This is a genomic window from Mycobacterium appelbergii (assembly GCF_032883035.1).
Classification (GTDB): Bacteria; Actinomycetota; Actinomycetes; order Mycobacteriales; family Mycobacteriaceae; genus Mycobacterium; species Mycobacterium appelbergii.
This window is the reverse complement of sequence record NZ_JAMQTH010000018.1, coordinates 56841-76714: the sequence shown is the minus strand read 5'-3', so window position 1 is coordinate 76714 and position 19874 is coordinate 56841. Positions and strand designations below refer to the sequence as shown.

General features: G+C 65.7%; 20 protein-coding genes. 11 read left to right on the top strand and 9 right to left on the bottom strand.

Going from position 1 to position 19874, the window contains the following annotated elements; translation table 11 throughout:
- The first annotated feature begins 22 nt into the window (after positions 1-22).
- Positions 23-1759, top strand: a complete 1737-nt coding sequence (locus M1247_RS31760) for an FAD-binding protein (RefSeq protein ID WP_317160408.1) — start codon at positions 23-25, stop codon at positions 1757-1759.
- Here M1247_RS31760 and M1247_RS31755 read toward each other — a convergent pair.
- The 3 genes from M1247_RS31755 to M1247_RS31745 all read right to left on the bottom strand — a co-directional run bounded on the left by M1247_RS31755 (position 1747) and on the right by M1247_RS31745 (position 4308).
- A complete protein-coding gene (locus M1247_RS31755) occupies positions 1747-2415 on the bottom strand; it encodes a GAP family protein (RefSeq protein WP_317160407.1) in 669 nt (222 codons plus the stop codon). The genes M1247_RS31760 and M1247_RS31755 overlap by 13 nt on opposite strands.
- Before the next feature lie 24 nt (positions 2416-2439).
- The gene (locus tag M1247_RS31750; protein ID WP_317160406.1) at positions 2440-3063 is read right to left on the bottom strand and encodes a CYTH domain-containing protein; all 624 of its coding nucleotides are present in this window, start codon (positions 3061-3063) and stop codon (positions 2440-2442) included.
- 66 nt (positions 3064-3129) lie between these two features.
- On the bottom strand, positions 3130-4308 hold the full coding sequence (locus M1247_RS31745; RefSeq protein WP_317160405.1) for a macrolide family glycosyltransferase: 1179 nt from the start codon (positions 4306-4308) through the stop codon (positions 3130-3132).
- A 166-nt stretch (positions 4309-4474) separates the two neighbouring features.
- Between M1247_RS31745 and M1247_RS31740 the strand changes: the two genes are divergently transcribed.
- On the top strand, positions 4475-5305 hold the full coding sequence (locus tag M1247_RS31740) for a DUF2510 domain-containing protein (protein WP_317160404.1): 831 nt from the start codon (positions 4475-4477) through the stop codon (positions 5303-5305).
- Positions 5306-5330: 25 nt separating this feature from the next.
- Here M1247_RS31740 and M1247_RS31735 read toward each other — a convergent pair whose 3' ends face one another.
- Genes M1247_RS31735 through M1247_RS31730 form a run of 3 tightly spaced genes read right to left on the bottom strand, consistent with a single transcriptional unit; the run spans position 5331 to position 7038 of the window.
- Positions 5331-5912, bottom strand: coding sequence for a hypothetical protein (locus tag M1247_RS31735; RefSeq protein ID WP_317160403.1), 582 nt, complete (start codon positions 5910-5912; stop codon positions 5331-5333).
- Positions 5913-5914: 2 nt separating this feature from the next.
- A complete protein-coding gene (locus M1247_RS36490) occupies positions 5915-6241 on the bottom strand; it encodes a type VII secretion target (RefSeq protein WP_410506975.1) in 327 nt (108 codons plus the stop codon).
- Positions 6242-6249: 8 nt separating this feature from the next.
- Positions 6250-7038 carry an EspA/EspE family type VII secretion system effector gene (locus M1247_RS31730; RefSeq protein ID WP_317160402.1) on the bottom strand — a complete coding sequence of 263 codons (789 nt, stop codon included), beginning with the start codon at positions 7036-7038 and terminating at the stop codon, positions 6250-6252.
- Positions 7039-7271: 233 nt separating this feature from the next.
- Here M1247_RS31730 and clpB point away from each other — a divergent pair, with 233 nt between their 5' ends.
- Complete coding sequence (clpB, locus tag M1247_RS31725; protein WP_317160401.1) at positions 7272-9818, top strand: ATP-dependent chaperone ClpB; 2547 nt, start codon at positions 7272-7274, stop codon at positions 9816-9818.
- Positions 9819-9897: 79 nt separating this feature from the next.
- Here clpB and M1247_RS31720 read toward each other — a convergent pair whose 3' ends face one another.
- A complete protein-coding gene (locus M1247_RS31720) occupies positions 9898-10923 on the bottom strand; it encodes an NAD(P)H-dependent amine dehydrogenase family protein (RefSeq protein ID WP_317160506.1) in 1026 nt (341 codons plus the stop codon).
- Positions 10924-10970: 47 nt separating this feature from the next.
- A complete protein-coding gene (locus M1247_RS31715; RefSeq protein WP_317160400.1) occupies positions 10971-11975 on the bottom strand; it encodes an aromatic ring-hydroxylating dioxygenase subunit alpha in 1005 nt (334 codons plus the stop codon).
- A gap of 70 nt (positions 11976-12045) precedes the next feature.
- On the opposite strand from M1247_RS31715, the gene M1247_RS31710 reads away from it, so the two are divergent.
- From M1247_RS31710 to M1247_RS31675, 8 genes are all read left to right on the top strand, one after another.
- Complete coding sequence (locus tag M1247_RS31710) at positions 12046-12678, top strand: TetR/AcrR family transcriptional regulator (protein ID WP_317160399.1); 633 nt, start codon at positions 12046-12048, stop codon at positions 12676-12678.
- A 66-nt stretch (positions 12679-12744) separates the two neighbouring features.
- Positions 12745-13608 (top strand): trehalose monomycolate transport factor TtfA, encoded by an 864-nt coding sequence (gene ttfA, locus M1247_RS31705; protein WP_317160398.1) that lies wholly within the window; start codon positions 12745-12747, stop codon positions 13606-13608.
- 35 nt (positions 13609-13643) lie between these two features.
- The gene (locus M1247_RS31700; protein ID WP_317160397.1) at positions 13644-14420 is read left to right on the top strand and encodes an SDR family NAD(P)-dependent oxidoreductase; all 777 of its coding nucleotides are present in this window, start codon (positions 13644-13646) and stop codon (positions 14418-14420) included.
- A gap of 18 nt (positions 14421-14438) precedes the next feature.
- Positions 14439-15332: a hypothetical protein gene (locus M1247_RS31695; RefSeq protein ID WP_317160396.1), complete on the top strand. Its 894-nt coding sequence runs from the start codon at positions 14439-14441 to the stop codon at positions 15330-15332.
- The gene (locus M1247_RS31690; protein ID WP_317160395.1) at positions 15325-15969 is read left to right on the top strand and encodes a TrmH family RNA methyltransferase; all 645 of its coding nucleotides are present in this window, start codon (positions 15325-15327) and stop codon (positions 15967-15969) included. The genes M1247_RS31695 and M1247_RS31690 overlap by 8 nt, the downstream gene beginning before the upstream one ends.
- A gap of 15 nt (positions 15970-15984) precedes the next feature.
- Entirely contained in the window at positions 15985-17079 is a 1095-nt protein-coding gene (locus tag M1247_RS31685; RefSeq protein ID WP_317160394.1) for a glycoside hydrolase family 76 protein, read from the top strand.
- The gene (locus tag M1247_RS31680; RefSeq protein WP_317160393.1) at positions 17072-18223 is read left to right on the top strand and encodes an XdhC family protein; all 1152 of its coding nucleotides are present in this window, start codon (positions 17072-17074) and stop codon (positions 18221-18223) included. The genes M1247_RS31685 and M1247_RS31680 overlap by 8 nt, the downstream gene beginning before the upstream one ends.
- A complete protein-coding gene (locus M1247_RS31675; protein ID WP_317160392.1) occupies positions 18220-19122 on the top strand; it encodes an LLM class F420-dependent oxidoreductase in 903 nt (300 codons plus the stop codon). The genes M1247_RS31680 and M1247_RS31675 overlap by 4 nt, the downstream gene beginning before the upstream one ends.
- On the opposite strand, the gene M1247_RS31670 is transcribed toward M1247_RS31675, so the two are convergent.
- The gene (locus tag M1247_RS31670) at positions 19119-19793 is read right to left on the bottom strand and encodes a DedA family protein (RefSeq protein WP_317160391.1); all 675 of its coding nucleotides are present in this window, start codon (positions 19791-19793) and stop codon (positions 19119-19121) included. The two genes, M1247_RS31675 and M1247_RS31670, sit on opposite strands and share 4 nt — an antisense overlap.
- Positions 19794-19874 lie beyond the last annotated feature (81 nt).

Genomic DNA, 19874 nt, shown 5'->3' with positions numbered 1-19874 from the left:
CCGGTCTGTCACAGGAGAGTCCATGCCCCCGCGCGAACGCCAGCTCGCCACCTCCGTTCTCGTCGTCGGAGCCGGTGCGTCCGGATTGCGCGCAGCCATCGAGGTCGCCGAGGCCGGCATCGCGGTGACGGCGGTGAGCAAGCGTCCGGTGTCCACCGAAGAGCCCGGGACCGTCATGTCCACCGGCGGGATCAGCGCGGCGCTGGCCACCACCGACCCGGCCGACACGTGGGAACAGCATGCGGCGGATACGCTCTCGGAAAGTCAACTGCTGGCCGACCCACGAACCGTGCAGTTGGTGACCAGGAACGCTGCGCAGGGAATCCACGACCTCGAGCGCTACGGCATGAGCTTCGACCGCCAGGACGACGGCAGGATCGCCCAGCGCCAATTCGACGCTCACGCCCGTCCGCGCACGGCCCACGCCGGGGAGAACACGGCGGCACACGTCCACCGCGTGCTCCGCGAGCACGCGGAGCGGCTCGCCATCCCCGTCCTGACAAACCTCTACATCACCACGATTCTGGTGAACAACGGGACCGTCTTCGGTGCCTACGGTTTCGACCTTGTCGACGGCACGCGCTACCTCGTGCATGCCGATGCCGTGATCTTGGCCACCGGCGGGCACACCCGGATCTGGCGGCGGACGTCGGCCCGCCGTGACGAGAACACCGGCGACTCCTTTCGCCTCGCCGCCGAGGCGGGTGCCCGGTTGCGCGACCCCGAACTGGTGCAGTTCCACCCCGCCGGGCTGCTCACCCCCGAGCCGGTGGCGGGCATTCTGGTCAGCGAGTCGGCGCGCGAGGAGGGCGCCATCCTGCTGAACAACCTCGGCGAGCGATTCATGACGCGCTACGACCCGCAGCGGATGGAGAAGTCCAGCCGTGACACCGTCGCGCTGGCTTCCTACAACGAGATCAAACACGGCCGCGGAACCCAGACCGGCGGGGTGTGGCTGGACCTGTCCCACCTGCCCGCCGAGACCGTCCTCACGCGGCTACCCCGGGTCTACCAGGCTCTACTCGGCCTGCAGAAGCTCGATGTGACGCGTGACCCGATCGAGGTTGCGCCGACCGCTCACCGCTCGCTGGGCGGGGTCTGGACCCGGCCGGAAGACCATGGCACCGATATCGAGGGGCTGTATGTCACCGGCGAGGCCGCCAGCGGATTGCACGGCGCAAACCCCTTGGGCGGAAACTTTCTGACCGCGCTTCTTGTCTGCGGGCGGATCACCGGGCAAGCCGCGGCCGAGTATTCGGCGAGGCTCATCAGCCAGCGGCGGTCGCCTGCGGCGATCCGGCTCGCCGAGGCCGACGTCGACCGGTTGCTCGCCGCAGACGGCAGCCACAACGTCCGCGCGTTGCAACGGGCGGTGCGCAATCTGATGACCGAACACGCAGGCGTCGTCCGGGATGAGGCGGGACTGCGGGCCGGGTTGGCGGCACTCGAGGTGATCGGTGCACAGATGGCCGATGTCGGCGTGCACACCGACATCGGCGGATACCGGGACCTCGCGCACGCCTTCGATCTTCGGTCCGCCGTGCTGGCCGCCAGGGCGACGCTGGAATGCGCGCTGGAAAGGCGGGAGACGCGGGGCGCCCACATCCGTTCGGACCACCCCGATCTCGACCCGCAGCTGCAGGTCAACCTGGTGTGGTCGCCCCGGACCGGGGTGCGGCGCGAACCCATTCCGCCGATACCCACCGACATCGCCGAACTGATGGGCGACGTTCCCGTCGAGGGCACCTACAGGGCGTGAATTCCCTTGTACAACACCAACAGCCCGATCACCACGAGAATGCCGGCAACCAGCACCGCGTGATTCTCTTCCATCCAGTCCTTCAGCCGGGTCAGCGCTGCCGTCAGCCGGTCTCCCGACACGGCATAGGCCAGGATCGGCAGCGCCACCGTCGACCCCGCTGCCACGACGTAGTAGATGACCGCCAGCCACACGCCGGGCTGACCGATACCCGCCGTGCCGATGGCCAAACCCGCTGCAGCGCAGATGAACAGCACTTTCGGGTTGAGCACGGTCAACACCGCCCCGGCGGCCGCTGCCCGCGGCGGCGTGAGGGTGCTGAGCTTCTGCATCCAGCCCGGGCTGTGTTCGGATTTCGCCCGGGTGAGCCAGCGATAGATGCCGAAGACGATGAGGGCGGTGCCGATCACGATGCGCAGCCAGGAGGCCCACGTCGGCGGCTTGTCGAGGCGGCCGAGCAGATTGGACACCTCGAGGAAGATCGTGGTGAGCGCCGCCATGCCCAGCAGCCAGCCGGCCAGGAACGCCAGCCCCGTGGGCCGTGGGCGCGGGGTGTGCAACACCAGGACCGCCGGAATGATCGACAGCGGCGACAGCGCGACCACCAGTGCCAGTGGGATGAGCTCGGTCAGCACCGAGCCCCAACTACCCGACATTGCGCTCCTTATTCGTCACTGGCATCAGGTGTCTTCGAACTGGTTTCGGCCCAGGTTGTCGATGAACGTGGGACCGAGCAGGTCGAGTTCGCGCCGGTACTCGTGCGCCCAGATGCCGAACGGTTGGTGCGCCAGAGATTCGTTGCGGAACCGGTCGTCGTCCGACACTTCGGTGGCACAGAAGCTGGGTATCGCCAGATCGACCACGGGGCCGCCGCGTTCGACCTCGGAGAGCAACAACGGAGCGTTGTCTGCGAGGAACCGGTCGATGATCCACCCGTCCTCGCCCAGCCAGATCGAATATCGGACCTTGGTGACCACGTGCTCGCCGCGGCGCACGATCTGCCCGGCGATCAGCGGATCCAGTTCCCGCTCAGCCTCGTAGCGGGTCCCCCCGACGGCGGGACCCTTGGCGGTCATGGTCCCGATCGATTCGTCGCCCAATGCCTCGACGAGCTCGCCGGCAGGCGCGTCCAACTCGGCCGGCGCCGGTCCCTGCACCCGGACGCGCACCGCGTATCCATCGGCGGCGAACAGGTAGGACTGCACGATCAGGACCGGCGTGGGATCCGATGCCGCCACGGCGGGCAGTTCCCGGACGAAGAACTTCCGTTCGAATTCGAAATCACCGAAGCCGGATTCGGACATTCCTAGACCGTAGCCTGGCCGTCCGTTCCTGGCACCGCGGTTTCGTATTGTCGACCCGTTGGGAACCTAGTCCGCGTCCGCCACATCCTCCACCGCGTCGGCCGCGTGACCCGGGCCGCCATCGGCACGGACAGCGTCGCGAATGGCGTTGAGATGGACGCTGACCTGAGGATCAGACGTCAGGCCGAGCACGGCGTCACGGATCTCGTCCGGGCCAGGCAGGTGGGGCCGCAGGTACCTGCCGGCGCCGATCGATTCCAACTGGGCGGCGTTGGCGGGCTGGTCGACGGCCTGGGGAATGGCCACCATCGGCACGCCGTACCACAGCCCCTCGGTGCAGGACCCCATGCCGGCGTGGGTGATGAAGCAGTCGGCCAGTCGCAGGACCGCGGGTTGGGGCACGGTGTCGCGCAACTGCACCCAGGGCGGCACCGGCCCGAGATCATCCGCGTGCGCCCGGCCGGTCGCCAGCACCAGTCGCCACCCTGAACCGTCGAGCGCGGCAATGACATTGCGGTAGACATCTGCCCGTTGTGTATAGGCGGTGCCGAAAGCGAGCAGGGCCAACGGGCCGTCACCGGCAGGCGGCGTCCAGTCGCGCGGGTCTTCCCGACGGGGATCGATGCACGGCCCGACGAAGCGGTACCGGTCATCGACACGGTCGGCGTGGCGTTGCATGGCCCGCGGAATCAGTGCCAGGCAGTGCCGTGGCGCGCCGGTCACCTCGTCAAAGGTCAGCGAACTCCGGGCACCGGACAGCCAGTCGTCGAGGGCCCGGCGATAGGCCGTACCGCTGGGGCTGTTCATGATCGGGTCCAGCACCTCGGCCATGTCCTCGTGATAGCCGTCCCAGGCGACTTCACACGGTGACAACTGGGCCGACGGCACCCCCCAACGCTCGGCGGCCACCGGACCGGCCATGCCGCCGACGTCGTAGAGCACGATGTCGGGCCGGTCCCGGTCCAGGGCGGTGTGCAGTTGGGGGAGTACCTGGATGGCCTCGTCGAGAAACATCCGCATGCCCGTCACCGGGTCGTCCTCGTCCCACGCGGCGGGTGCGCCGGGTGCGCCGGGCAGCACCGAGGTGCATTCGATCAGGTCCGCGCCGGTCGGGCGGGCCAACCACGCCATGTGGCTGCTCACCACATAACTGACGTGGTGACCGCGTTCGACCAGTTCGCGGACCATCGCCAGATGTGGGTACATATGGCTGGGGGCAGACGCGGCGACGACGGCTATGTGCACCGGGCTGATTGTGCCTGACGAGCCAACCGCAGCTGAGTTACGAAGTATTCGGCTGCGGCAACTACGGATGCGCACCCTTTGCCACGGTCGAACCGAGGGTGTGGACCGAGACAGTATTGAGCGGTATTGAACAGATGCAATGTCCGGGGGGTGCAACTGGTTAGCCTTGTCGAGACGAAAGGGTAAGTCGATCAACAACGCCGAGACGCCAAACGTACAGCCTGGGTGGTACACCGACCCCTGGGACCGCGGGCAACTGCGGTATTTCGACGGCCGGCAATGGACTGGTGATGTCGCGGCGGGGCGGTCCGCCCCTCATGAGCCTGGGTTCTCAGTTCCTGCGACTGAGCAGACAGGATATCCGCTGAGCCAGCGCGTTCTCCGATTTCGTGCGATTCCTCAACGTGCCGATATCGATATCGCCTGTTCAGTCGAAGACGGCTGTAGTAACCAGCTCGCGGTTATTCGTTCGGTTTCGAAAGTGCGGCTCGTCGACCGGGATGTAGCGACAATTAGTTTTGCCCTGCTAATCCAGCCGGAAGTCCCCACGCTGTATTTCACCCGTTTCGGGGGCTCCGGTAGCAAGGACAGCCTCGGAATCACCGACAACGTAGGCCAGGAACTGGGGCGCCTACGGAGAACCAACACGTTTTGGCAGAGCTTACGGTCGTCACGTATGGATATGTCTTTGGAGTTGGGCCCCCATGTGTTAGGAAAAACCCGAGTTTGCATTGATCCCAGCAGCCGATTTGCAAAGGTCAATGAACCCATCTACGGGTCGACAGGGCAAATTATCGCCTCGGTGCAGCGAGAATGGCGATATGTCGATATGATCAATGACTTCTATGACTACACGCTGGAATGCGCGCAGCCCGTATCGAGCCTCCTGCAGAATTTGATTTTGGCCACCGCGTTCGCCCACTATCTATACGACCGTTTGGCGATTGGTGGGCCGACTGAATCAATTCAGCGTTTCGGGCACACGAACCGAATGTAAGTCGAAACTGAATGAAAGGCAGCGATCATCTATCGCGTAAGCGCCGCAAATTGAACTCTGCTTCTGTCGTGACTGCGTCGGAGGGTGTGGGCAAGTGCATCGTGCTCTCAAGCAGTTCGCGGATGGCGTCGCGATCTTGCCCCTGAACGCGCATTAACTCGTATACGAGTTCATACTGATTGGACCGTCCTTTTGCGGCAGCCACTTCGGATACTGCCAAAATCTCGTCGGCGAGTTCCGACTCTGTCATCTCGGACCCGACGCGGGCCGACAGATCGACTCGGTGCACCATGCCGTTGAGAAGTGCGACGACCGTGACGGTCTGGGTCGGATTTGTTGCGACAAATTGCAGATCCGGAGGGCTTTCTTCCGCGGTTGTCGCAGTCCGGACTGCTAATACGTCATCGCCGAGGATCGATGCAGCTTCAGCTGCGTGGCCATCAAGCGCGTCGAGGTCCGAGTAGCGCACTTCTACATGGTCCACCGGCATGTAGCCGTAAAGCGCGTCGAGACCAGTGTGATGATCGTCCTCGGCGGGCATATTGGGCCCAAGCGCGCCGTGGTGTGACGCGCCGTCGTCGTCGAAAGCTTCCCAATTGTCGGACATCGTTAGCGAGGAGGCATCGAGTTATGGATGCGGTCGTGTCCTTCCCGATCTGTTCCGGCATACTTCGCGGCGGCAGTATTGAGATTCTGTTCGTGGGCTTCCGACATCGTTTGGATTGCGATGCATGCGTTCTTGCGTGCTGACGCAGCCTTCTCGGCAGCGGTAGAAGTTGAGAGGCAAGCCGGCCCATGGCTTTTCAGAATAGAGGCCGCCGTTCTATCGGTTAGTGGGATAGCTTCAGCTACTAGCGCAGCGGCGTCGCCATGCATCGTGGCCAGCTTATGCAAAAGGTGCGGGCTGAGTCGTAATTCGCCGCCCGGTGATGTCATGTGGCTCCTCACATCTGGGTCGGATAGCATTCGTCGGCTATCGCCTGATATAGACGCGCCGCGTTGTCTATGGACTTACTGGCCTTCTCGGCCGCATCCGTTAGATGCTTCATATGCAGGAAACAACCCGCCAAGCACGAACCTGTAACCGAGGCCTCTAGGTCTAGGGAGAATAATTTTCCATATCTGCCGAAGGATCTCAACGCGATTGCGGGGGCAATCGCGTTACCCATGACAGTTGCCGAGTCGTTAAGAATGCGTCTCGTGGCTCTGAGTTGGTTTGCTTCCATTGTCACTGCCATGACTACATCGAGATCGATATCCGGCATCGTGCGCGAGCGTTTCGTTTGGCTTGCATTCGCGTCCGCGTACGCTTCCGATGCAGTTCCTGTCCAGTTATCATCGGGAATAGCCTTCTCGAAGTGGTCCGCGATGAGATTGAAGCGCTGCGCACTTTCGCTGTAGCCGTCAGCCATTTCGGGTGCATTGGTGCCTCCGCATGCGGCCTGCATACCCTGGATTGTCTTCAACCCACCGGAAATAATGGTCGTACCGCCGACCTTAGATTTTGACAAAAAGAACTCGACGACGCTCGCGCCCTCTGCGACCTGGGAGGCGGCGTTCCATAGCCCGTCAACCCCTTGCTCCTCGATGGTGTCGATCGTTGAAGCGATGCCGGTTATTGCGCTACCCGCTTCGGCAAGGGGAAAGCCCATCGGGCCCAGGAACGGACCGACCGTTTCGAGCGCCCCGCCGAACTTCTGCATGAAGTCCCCGTAGGTATCGAACAGGCTCATGGATTGGCGACCTCCTCCCGTCTGCCTGAAGCTAGCAGAGTGGGTGGACCCCAACCACACCAAATTTGCCTGGTGCGACGCCTGTCAGGCGGTGCGTACGCCTATTGGCGGTGTGCCGCGAGTGCCAAATCGCACAATCGACGGAAAAAGTTAAAGTTGAGCGGAACAGACTCAACCTTGACTACGTTGAACATCACGACAAGCATTTTCTCTACACGAAAAAGGGAGGTGTCGTGGACTCGTTCAACCCGACGACCAAGACTCAGGCGGCGCTGACCTCGGCGTTGCAGGCGGCCAGTTCCGCAGGCAACCCGGAGATCCGTCCCGCCCACCTGTTGATGGCACTGCTCACTCAGAACGATGGCATTGCCGCACCGCTACTGGAGGCCGTCGGTGTCGATCCCGCGAGCATCCGCGCCGAGGCGCAGCGGTTGCTCGACCAGCTGCCGAGCGCCAGTGGCGCAAGCTCACAACCTCAGCTCAGCCGGGAATCGCTCGCGGCGATCACCACGGCCCAGCAGCTGGCCACCGAGATGGACGACGAATACGTCTCCACCGAACACCTGATGGTCGGCCTCGCGACCGGCGATTCCGATACCGCCAAACTGCTGGCCGGGCACGGTGCGTCGCCGGAGGCGTTACGTGAGGCGTTCGTCAAGGTGCGCGGCAGTGCCCGCGTCACCAGCGCCGATCCCGAGGGCACCTATCAGGCCCTGGAAAAGTACTCGACCGATCTGACCGCCGCGGCGCGGGAAGGCAAGCTCGACCCGGTCATCGGGCGCGACAACGAGATTCGTCGCGTCGTGCAGGTGTTGAGCCGCCGCACCAAGAACAACCCGGTGCTGATCGGTGAGCCCGGTGTCGGCAAGACCGCGATCGTGGAAGGTCTGGCCCAGCGCATCATCGCCGGCGACGTTCCGGAAAGCCTGCGGGACAAGAGCGTCATCTCCCTGGATCTGGGGTCGATGGTGGCCGGTGCCAAGTACCGCGGTGAATTCGAGGAACGGCTCAAGGCGGTCCTCGACGACATCAAGAACTCGGCCGGACAGGTCATCACGTTCATCGACGAGCTGCACACCATCGTGGGCGCCGGCGCGACCGGCGAGTCGGCGATGGACGCGGGCAACATGATCAAGCCGATGCTGGCCCGCGGTGAACTGCGCCTGGTCGGCGCGACGACGCTGGACGAGTACCGCAAGTACATCGAGAAGGACGCCGCCCTGGAACGCCGCTTCCAGCAGGTGCTGGTCGGGGAACCGTCGGTGGAGGACACTGTCGGCATCCTGCGCGGCCTCAAGGACCGTTACGAGGTGCACCACGGCGTGCGCATCACCGACTCGGCGTTGGTGGCGGCAGCCACCTTGTCTGACCGTTACATCACCAGCCGCTTCCTGCCGGACAAAGCCATCGACCTGGTCGATGAGTCGGCGTCCCGCCTGCGGATGGAGATCGACTCCCGGCCCGTCGAGATCGACGAGGTGGAGCGGCTCGTCCGCCGTCTCGAGATCGAGGAGATGGCGCTGGAGAAGGAAGAGGACGAGGCTTCCAAGGAGCGGTTGGAGAAGCTCCGCGCGGAATTGGCCGACTACAAGGAGAAGCTGGCCGAGCTGACCACGCGCTGGCAGAACGAGAAGAGCGCGATCGACGTGGTCCGCGAGCTCAAGGAGCAGCTGGACACGCTGCGCGGCGAGGCCGACCGGGCCGAGCGCGACGGCGATCTGGCCAAGGCCTCCGAGCTGCGCTACGGGCGCATCCCCGAGGTCGAGAAGAAGCTCGAGTCGGCGCTGCCCGTGGCCGAAGCCCGCGAGAACGTCATGCTCAAAGAGGAAGTCGGGCCGGACGACATCGCCGAGGTGGTGGAGGCGTGGACCGGTATCCCGGCCGGGCGGATGCTCGAAGGGGAGACCGCCAAGCTGCTGCGCATGGAGGAGGAGCTGGGCAAGCGCGTCGTCGGTCAGAAGACGGCGGTCACCGCGGTGTCGGATGCGGTGCGCCGCAGTCGCGCCGGCGTGGCCGATCCGAACCGGCCGACGGGCTCGTTCATGTTCCTGGGCCCGACCGGTGTCGGTAAGACCGAGCTGGCCAAGGCGCTGGCGGAGTTCCTGTTCGACGACGAACGGGCCATGGTTCGCATCGACATGAGCGAGTACGGCGAGAAGCACTCGGTGGCCCGCCTGGTCGGCGCGCCTCCCGGCTACATCGGCTACGACCAGGGAGGTCAGCTGACCGAGGCGGTCCGCAGGCGCCCGTACACGGTGGTGCTGTTCGACGAGATCGAGAAGGCGCACCCGGACGTGTTCGACGTGCTGCTGCAGGTGCTCGACGAGGGCAGGCTGACCGACGGCCAGGGCCGCACGGTCGACTTCCGCAACACCATCCTCATCCTGACGTCCAACCTGGGCGCAGGCGGTACTGAGGAGCAGGTGATGGCGGCGGTGCGGGCGGCGTTCAAGCCGGAGTTCATCAACCGCCTCGACGACGTGATCATCTTCGACGGGCTCAATCCCGAGGAGCTGGTGCACATCGTCGATATCCAGCTACAGCAGTTGGCCAAGCGGCTGGCTCAGCGCCGGCTCACCCTCGAGGTGTCGTTGCCCGCCAAGAAGTGGCTCGCCGAGCGTGGTTTCGACCCGCTCTACGGTGCCCGCCCGCTGCGTCGTCTGGTGCAGCAGGCCATCGGCGATCAGCTCGCGAAGCAGCTGCTGGCCGGTGAGGTGCACGACGGCGACGTGGTGCCGGTCAACCTCAGCGCTGATGGCGAGGGCCTGGTCCTGGCCTGATTTCCCGCCGAAACGGCATTCCAGCAGGCGTCCACTCGCACTTTCTCTGCTGGAATGCCGTTTCGGCGCGTGGGCGAAATTAAATCGCGAACCGGCCGGCGAAACCTCGCAGCGGCACGTCGGCGCTCGTCAACAATCCGGGCGGCGCTGCCACGACCGACGCGATCGCGTTGAGTGCGGGCAGCCCGGTCACGGTCATGCCGATCGAGGCGAAGTTGTCCGGATTGGACAGGTCCACACCGGGTTTCGGGAAGATCATGTGTTTGTTGTAGACGCACGGGTCGCCCTTGATCTGGGTGATGTAGCAGCCCTTGATGTCCCAACTGGGGTCGGTGTGCGGAGTCATCTGCCATTCGAGGTGGGTTTCGACGCGCGGGACACCGTCGACCATGCCCTGGTATTTGATGTAGTTGCCGCCCAGTGAGCCCTTGGGCAGTTTGTACCAGCCCAGGTCGACGTCTTTCGTGCACGCCCCGAGTTCGTAGCTGAACTTCACCTCGTCGAGTTCGAGCCCGAAGCAGTCGGCCATCATCAGCACGCTGTCGGCGAACACCCGGGTGTACTTCTCCAGTTTCCCGCCGATCGACGGATCGTCTACGGGTAGGCCGTAGCCGACCTCGATCCACGTGTCCTTGCTGTGATGGCATGACACGTCGACGGATTCGATCGTGGTGACGTTCTCGATCTCGGCGACATCGGCCGAGCACACCACGCCCAGGATCTGGTTGACGCCGGGGTTCATGCCGGTGCCGTAGAACGTGGAACCACCACGCGCGGCCGCTTCCGCCAGGACCTGGGTGACCGGTCTCCCGGACGGATGCGGGTGGTTGGTGTCGCGGTGCCAGCCGGTGATCCAGTCGGCGGTGGTGACGATGTTGATGCCTGCCTCAAGGACTTTCACGTAGAGGTCCTCATCCGGAAAGACACCGTGGAACGTCAATACGTCGGGGTGCGCCGCGATGATGTCGTCGACCGATCCGGTGGCCGTCACCCCGATCGGATCGATACCGGCGATCTCACCGGCGTCTCGGCCGACCTTTTCCGGTGTGTAGCAATGCAGTCCGACCAACTCCAGATCGTCGCGCAGGACGATGCGTTTGATCATCTCGGTGCCGACATTGCCGGTGGCGACCTGGAATACGCGAATTCGGCTCACAGACTCACTCCTTGTGCTTGATGGACGTCCGGATAGAACTGCATGGCCCACTTGCGAATTGCGGTGAAGCCTTCGTATTCGGCGGTGGACAGCGCCGGCGGATCGGAGTAGCGCTGGTGGGACCAGATGTGGATGTCCTGGGTGAACTGGCGGATGACCTCGTCGCCGAATTCGGCTGCCTTGGTAGCCGCGCGGGGAGTGTCCTTCCCGGGGGTCCGGCCGATGTAGACCATGAACCGGACGTCGGAGGTGGACTCGTCGACGGGCGTGACCGCCGAGATGGTCCGGTTGTCGATCATGCCCCAGCTCTTGGTCACTGCGATGCCCAGACCGCCGTTGATGGCCTCGACACCGCTGCGCACGTCGTCGATCGTCTGGTTCTCATCACCCTCGAAGGTGATGGTGAAGTCGACGTAGGACACCGGCGCGGTGAAGTCGTGCCGGGTGAATACCGGCACGATCGGCGTCTGGTGGACGAACTTGAAGTGCGCGAAGTCGACGCCGTTCTCCAGCACGTACTGCGGATGCAGTTCCAGTCCTCCGCGATACAGCCGCTGCTGGGGGTAGTAGTCGGCGGCGCTGCGGCCGTCGCCGAACGACGCGAACACGTCAGGGGCATCGAAGAACGGTTCTCGGCCTTCGACGTCGTGCCAGATGTAGACGGCCTCGTTGCGCTCGGCGACGGGGTAGGTCGTCATCCGCCGGCCCCGGTTGGGCCGGTCCTGATACGGGATGCAGACGTTGCGGCCCTCGGAGTTCCACTGCCAGCCGTGAAACGGGCATTGGATGACCTCGCCCACCACGTGGCCGCCGAATCCCAGGTGCGCGCCGAGATGCTCGCAGTAGGCGTTCATCACCGTCACCTGGCCGGACTCCGAACGCCAGGCGACCATCTCCTCGCCGAAGTACTTCATCGCGTGTACGTCGCCGACACCGATCTCGTCTGACCATGCGACTTGGAACCATCCCGTCGGTTTCATCGACAGTGGAGGTTTTGCCATGACGCGAATCGTAGGAGGATCTGTGAAACTTTGGAAGAGGGTTCTGTGAAACCGGGGTAATCTCTCCAAGATGACCGAGGCCACCGTGCGGCGCACCAATCGCCGCGGACTGGCCACCCGGGAAAACATGTTGGATGCGGCGCTCAAGGCATTGGCCACCGGCGACCCGGGCGCGGTGTCGGCCAACCGGATCGCCAAGCAGATCGGCGCCACCTGGGGAGCGGTGAAATACCAGTTCGGCGACATCGACGGACTGTGGGCCGCGGTCCTGCACCGCACGGCCGAACGTCGGGCGGGCATGCTGGACCGCCGCGATCCCGGCGTGCCGCTGCGCGGGCGCGTCGCAGGCATCATCGACATGCTCTACGACGGGCTCACCGCCAGCGATTCGCGGGCCATCGAAAACCTGCGGGCAGCGCTGCCGCGGGATCGCGCCGAACTCGAACGGCTCTATCCCCGGACGGCCGCGGAGCTGCAGTCCTGGGGTCGGGGTTGGCTGGAGACCTGCCAGAACGCCTTCGCCGATCTCGAGGTGGACCCGGAGCGCGTGCGTGAGGTCGCGTCGTTCATCCCGGGCGCCATGCGTGGCATCACCTCGGAGCGGCAGCTCGGCACCTATTCTGACCTGGACCTGGCGCGGCGGGGCCTGACGAACGCGATTGTGAGATACCTGGAAGAACCGCGGCAGCAGCGAGCTGAATAACTGGTAATCGGGTTGTGACCTCATAGAGTTCGGGAATCTGGCGTACCAACAAGTAGGCTAGGGACGATGGTCCCGCTCTGGTTCACGCTGTCCGCACTCTGTTTCGTGGGTGCGGGCGTGTTGCTGTACGTCGACATCGACCGTCGACGTGGGTTGGGACGGCGCCGCAAATCGTGGGCGAAGTCGCACGGTTTCGACTACGAGCATGAGTCGGGCGAGATCCTCAAACGCTGGAAGCGTGGGGTGATGTCGACCGTCGGCGACGTCACAGCCAAGAACGTCGTACTCGGCCAGATCCGTGGCGAGGCGGTGTTCATCTTCGACATCGACGAGGTGGCCACGGTCATCGCGCTGCACCGCAAGGTCGGCACCAACGTCGTCGTCGACCTGCGGCTCAAAGGCATCAAGGAGCCGCGGGAGAACGACATCTGGCTGCTCGGCGCGATCGGTCCGCGGATGGTGTACTCCACCAATCTCGACGCGGCGCGGCGCGCCTGCGACCGCCGGATGGTGACGTTCGCGCACACCGCCCCGGACTGCGCCGAGATCATGTGGAACGAGCAGCACTGGACGCTGGTCAGCATGCCGGTCACCAGCACGCGTGCGCAGTGGGACGAGGGTCTGCGGACCGTGCGGCAGTTCAACGACCTCCTGCGGGTGCTGCCACCGGTGCCGCCGAACGGCGCTGCGGCCCCCGCGGGCCAGCCCAACCAGCCCGCGCTGGCGCGTCGCTCCGGTTCTCCGAGTCGCCCGCTGGCGCCCACCCCGGCCGGTCGCCGGGAGCTGCCACCCGGGCGCGCAGACGTTCCGCCCGGTCGTGCCGACGTGAGTCGCTACACGCAGCCCCGTCAGGAGCCCGGCCGCTCCGACTCGATGCGTCGGCCGCCGCCGGCGCGCAACGGACGTCAGGCACCGCACTACCAGCGGTAGTCGGACGCCCCAGACCGTTCAGTACCCTCTAGGACGTGTCCCGTCCCGTCGCCCTGATCACCGGACCGACTTCCGGTTTGGGCGAAGGATTCGCCCGTCGGTATGCGCGTGATGGCTATGACCTGGTACTCGTGGCACGTGACGTTGCCCGGCTCGAACTGCTCGCCGCCGAACTGCGCCATGAGGCCGGTATCGGAGTCGAGGTACTGCCGGCTGACCTCGCGGTGGCCACCGACCGCGCCAAAGTTGCCGACCGGCTGCGTCCCGGAGTGCGGGTGTTGGTGAACAATGCCGGGTTCGCCACCTCCGGAGACTTCTGGACCGCTGAATTCGCGCAGCTGCAGGCTCAATTGGACGTCAACGTGACCGCGGTGATGGAACTGACGCACGCCGCGTTGCCCGCGATGATCGAGGCGGGCACCGGCACCGTCATCAATGTGGCCAGCGTGGCCGGGTTGGTGTCGGGCCGGGGCTCGACGTACTCGGCGTCCAAGGCCTGGGTGGTCTCCTTCACCGAGGGGTTGTCCAACGGCCTGCGCGGCACCGGGGTCGGTTTGCACGCCCTGTGCCCGGGCTTCGTACACACCGAATTTCATGCCCGCGCCGGTATCGACATGGCCAAGACGCCGTCGTTCATGTGGCTGCAGGTCGATGACGTGGTGCGCGAATGCCTGGCCGGTGTGGCCAAGGGCGAGGTTGTCGTGGTGCCCGGTCTGCAGTACAAGGTGCTGACCGCCGGAAGCCGGATGGTTCCGCGAAAGCTGGTGCGCGCCATCACGAAAGTAGTAGGGACGGGCCGTGGAAGAACCTGACGTAGCACCTGAGATCCGGTGCGGGCGCTGATCGCGGCGGTGACGGCGATCATCCTCGTCGTCACCACATCATGTTCGTCAGACCGCGATCCGGGCCGCACCTACGAGGCGCTGACCGGCCCCATCGGCAATGCGCTGGACATCCTCGGCTGGCATGTCACCGTGTCCAACCTGCGGTTCGAATCCGAGCGTGTGCTCATCGACGTGGACGCGTCGGTCGCAGGCGAGGCGCACGCCAAACCGGAGGACATCCGGTTCGGCCTGTACGGTGCGCTGGCGCACCCGATCGAGGCGAACGCCATCGGCGGCTGCTCCGGGGTGACCAGCCTCGGCCTCAACCCCCTGGCCGCCACTGCGCCCGACAAGCTCACCGGCACAGTGTGTCTGGGGCCGCTGCGCGATCAGAGTCAGGTTCGCGGTATCTACGCGTACTCCCCGAGAGAACGGATCGCCGGAACCACCGTCGCTTATGCCGCGGCATTCCCGGTCGGCGTGCTGCCCACCAACGTCAACGACACCGGGCTGACCGTGAAGTCGACGAGTGTGGACGCGTTCAGCGCCGACGGTGCCCAACTGTCGCCCGCGGCACTGGGGGTCCCCGACGCCTTCACCGGCAACGGCTACATGCTGCTCGGGCTGGAAATCGACGGTCTGGCCGCACGGTACCGCGACGATTCGGCCAAGCGCGGCGGCCCGCTGATGGTGGTGGCCGCACCGACACTGCCCCCACCGGGGCTCAGCCACGCCTGTTCGGTGTACGGCTCGTCGGTACTGGTGCTGCCCGAGGCGTCGCGGGATGCGGTGAACGTGCGTGCGTCGTTGTGCACGCAGGGCGAGATGAACGCCGCGCTGCTGTACGCGTCGGTGTCGGTGATCGGTACCCACGCCGCGCTGTGGACCACCGATGACTGATACCGCAGGCCCGACCGAGTGGGGTGAGAGCCCGGGTGTCGGGCCCTGGCAGGGTCCGCTGCCGGATGACCCGCGCTATGACCCGCAGTTGTTGCGCGACGGTGACACCCGCAATGTTGTTGACCAGTACCGGTACTGGACGCGGGAAGCGATCATCATCGACATCGACCGACGACGGCACCCTCTGCACATCGCGATCGAGAACTTCGGCAACGACGCGAACATCGGTGCGGTGGTGCGCACCGCCAATGCATTCGCCGTCGACACCGTCCACATCGTCGGGCGCAGGCGCTGGAACCGGCGGGGCGCCATGGTCACCGACCGCTACCAGCGTCTGACCCACCACGACACCACGGCCGAACTGCTGTCCTTCGCCGCCGACGCCGGGCTGACCGTCGTCGCGGTCGACAACGTCCCTGGTTCGGTTCGCCTGGAGCAGATCGAGTTGCCGCGGAAATGCCTGCTCATCTTCGGCCAGGAGGGGCCAGGCATCACCCAGGAAGCCCAGGCCGGCGCGGCGCTGACGGTGTCGATCGCCCAGTTCGGCTCGACCCGAAGTATCAACGCAGGGGTTGCCGCAGGCATCGCAATGCATGCCTGGATCGCCCGACATGCCGACATTTCGGCGGCCTGGTAAGGCAGGATCGACACCATGGATCAGCTATGGGCCAACCGTGCGGCCAGCGCCGAAGCTGCGATCACCCAACGACATCTGAAGAAACTCTGGGGTTTGCCGGGCACTCAACTCGGCGTGGTGGCCTGGCCGTCCGCCAGGAAGTACCGCATGTTCGGCACGTGGCACTACTGGTGGCAGTCACACCTGCTGGACTGTCTGGTCGATGCGCAGCTGCGCGACCCGCAGCCGGAGCGGAAACTCAGGATCGAGCGCCAGATCCGGGCGCACTGGCTGCGTAACACCGGATGGACCAACGACTATTACGACGACATGGCCTGGCTGGCGCTCGCGCTCGAACGGGCCGGGCGGCTGGCCGGTGTGGAGAAGCCCGGCGCACTCAAGAAGCTCTGTGAGCAGTTCGTCAGCGCCTGGGTCCCCGAGGACGGTGGTGGCATCCCGTGGCGCAAGCAGGACCAGTTCTTCAATGCACCGGCCAACGGTCCGGCCGGGATTTTCCTGGCCCGCTATGACGACCGGTTGCGCCGGGCACAGCAGATGGCGGACTGGATCGACGAGACACTGATCGACCCCGAGACGTTCCTGGTGTTCGACGGGATCAAGGCCGGCTCGATGGTGCGCGCGCAGTACACCTACTGCCAGGGCGTGGTCCTCGGGCTTGAGGTCGAGCTCGCGGTGCGCACCCAGGACGCCCGCCACGCCGAGCGGGTGCGCCGACTGGTCGCCGCGGTCGACAAGGAGATGGCCACCGACGGTGTGATCAAGGGCGCAGGCGGCGGCGACGGTGGTCTGTTCAACGCCATCCTGGTGCGCTATCTGGCCTTGGTGGCCAGCACGTTGCCGGGCGACACGCCCGACGATGCGACTGCCCGGGACACCGCCAGGTCGCTGGTGCTGCGCTCTGCGCAGTCGGCATGGGATTACCGGCAGAACGTCGATGAGCTGCCGCTGTTCGGCCCGTTCTGGGATCGCGAAGCCGAGATCCCCCAGGCGGTCGGCAAGGAGGCCGAGTTCGTCGAGGGCGCGGTCAATGCATCGGCGGTACCTGAACGCGATCTCTCGGTGCAGCTGTCGGGCTGGATGCTGATGGAAGCCGCACACACCCTTGCGTGACGTGCTGAACGATCTGTCGGCGGTCTGGCGTGGCGGTGGCACGGCAGGTATGGCGACCGTGGTCCGGACGTTCCGGTCCGCGCCGCGACCCGCAGGGGCCGCGATGATGGTGGCACCCGACGGCACGGTCAGCGGCTCGGTGTCGGGCGGCTGCGTCGAGGGTGCGGTATACGAACTCGCCACCGAGGTGATCGCTCAGGGCGTGCCGGTGCTGCAGCGCTACGGCGTCAGTGATGACGACGCGTTCGCGGTGGGGCTGACCTGTGGCGGCGTGCTCGACGTGTTCGTCGAGCCCGTCTCGCAGCGGACGCTCCCTGAACTCGGCGCCTTGGTCGACGACATCGAGGCGCATCGGCCCGCGGCGACGGCGACCGTGATCGCCCATCCGGACCAGGATCGGGTGGGGCGTCGGCTGGTGCTCCGCACCGAGGCCGCGACCGGCACGCTCGGGTCGGCCCGTGCGGATGCCGCGGTGACCGACGATGCCCGCGGACTTCTGGACACCGGCCGGAGCGAGGTGCTGACGTACGGACCCGACGGCGAGCGTCGCGGCGAAGGCATGGAGGTCTTCGTCGCGAGTTTCGCCCCGCGGCCGCGGATGCTGGTCTTCGGAGCCATCGACTTCGCGGCCGCGGTGGCGCGCCAGGGGTCACTGCTGGGCTACCGGGTCACGGTGTGCGATGCCCGCCCGGTGTTCGCCACCCCGGCACGTTTCCCGACCGCCGACGAAGTCGTCGTCGACTGGCCCAACCGTTACCTGACCGAACAGGCCGCCGCGGGTGCCATCGACGGGCGCACCGTCGTCTGCCTGCTCACCCACGATCCGAAGTTCGATGTGCCGTTGCTCGAAGTGGCGCTGCGGCTTCCCGACATCGGCTATATCGGGGCGATGGGGTCACGACGCACGCACGACGACCGCATGGCCCGGCTGCGCGATGCGGGTTTGACCGAGGCCGAACTGGCCCGGTTGTCCAGCCCTATCGGCCTCGACCTCGGCGCGCGGACGCCGGAGGAGACCGCGGTGTCGATCGCGGCACAGATCATCGCCCAGCGATGGGGTGGCAGCGGACGCCCGTTGGACGATATCGGCGGACGCATCCATCACGAACACCATGAGCCCAGCGAATTGAGGAGTACCCGGTGACAGACCGTGCACGGATTGATTTCCCCGCCCGTATCGGCGTGTGGTGGGCCAGCGACACCTGGTCCATGCCCGATGCCCAGAACGTGGCCCGCGACATCGAGGCGATGGGCTACGGATCGCTGTTCCTGCCCGAGGTCGCAGGCAAGGAATGCCTGACCGAGTCGGCGGCCTTCCTGGCTGCGACCGAGCGCCTCGTCGTCGGGACCGGCATCGCCAACATCCATGTGCGGGTGCCCTCGGCCGCGGAATCCGGTGCGCGCACGCTGACCGCGCTGTACCCGGGACGGTTTGTGCTCGGGCTCGGCGTCAGCCACGGGCCGCTCGTCGAACACGCGCTGGGCGGCACCTATGCCAAGCCGCTGGCCACGATGCGCAGCTACCTGGAGCGCATGGCCGCGGTGCCCGAGCAGATCGAGCCGGGCGTCGGCCGGCCGCCGCGATTGCTGGCCGCGCTCGGTCCGAAGATGATCGAGCTGTCCGGTACCCACGCCGACGGCGCCCACCCGTACCTGGTCACCCCGGAACACACCGGGACCACCCGCGACATCCTCGGTCCGGACCGGTGGGTGGTATCGGAGCAGGCAGTGGCCATCGGCGGTGACGATGCCGATCAGCTGTCCCGCGCGCACAGTCATCTTGAGGTGTACAGCGGCCTGCCGAATTACCGGAATTCGTGGCTGCGCCAGGGTTTCGACGAGTCGGATCTGGTGCGCGGCGGGTCCGACCGGGTGGCGCGCGGCCTGGTCGGCATGGGATCTGCCGAGCGGGCAGCGGCTGCGGTCACCGCACACCTGGACGCCGGCGCCGACCACGTGGTGGTGCAGGCACTGGGGGAGACCCCGACAGCCGACCCGCGCCCGGCACTACGGGAGCTGGCCGCCGCCCTCGGGCTCGGTTAGGACGCCTGCTCGGCGGCCCGCTTGGCTGCCCGGCGCCGTTTGTACCACTCCCAGGCCATCGGGGCGACCGAGGCCAGCACGATCAGGATAAAGATCGGTTCCAGGAGCTTCTGGATGATCTCGAAGCTGCCCAACCAGTAACCGAGCAGCACCAGACCGACACCCCACACCAACGCGCCCAGCACGTTGAAGAAGGTGAATGCCGCGTAGCGCATCTGCGCTGCACCTGCGGTGATCGGCGCTAGGGTCCGCACGATCGGCACGAAACGTGCGATGACGATCGCGAACGGGCCGCGCTGCTCGAAGAAGGCATGAGCCTCGTCGAGGTACTTCTGTTTGAGGACGCGGGCGTCGGGTTTGAACATCGAGGTGCCGATTGTGCGCCCGATGAAGTACCCGACCTGGCCGCCGAGGATCGCCGCGATCGGGATGAACAGCAGCAGTTGCCAGAGTTGGAAGTTGGCGGTGACCGCTTCACCTTGCGCGGCCGTTCCCGCGGCCAGCATCCCGGCGACGAACAGCAGCGAGTCGCCGGGCAGGATCGGGAACAGCACCCCGGACTCGACGAAGACGACGACGAGGATGCCGACCAGCGCCCAGGTGCCGAAGGATCCGATGAGGTGCAGCGGATCCATGAAATCCGGCATGAGTGCCAGATTGGTAGTGGTCATGGCACCCCAAGATACCGGCGTGGACTGGATGAACCGGAATCCGTTCGCCGGTCCCCCAACCGAGGGCTTCGGTATTAGGGT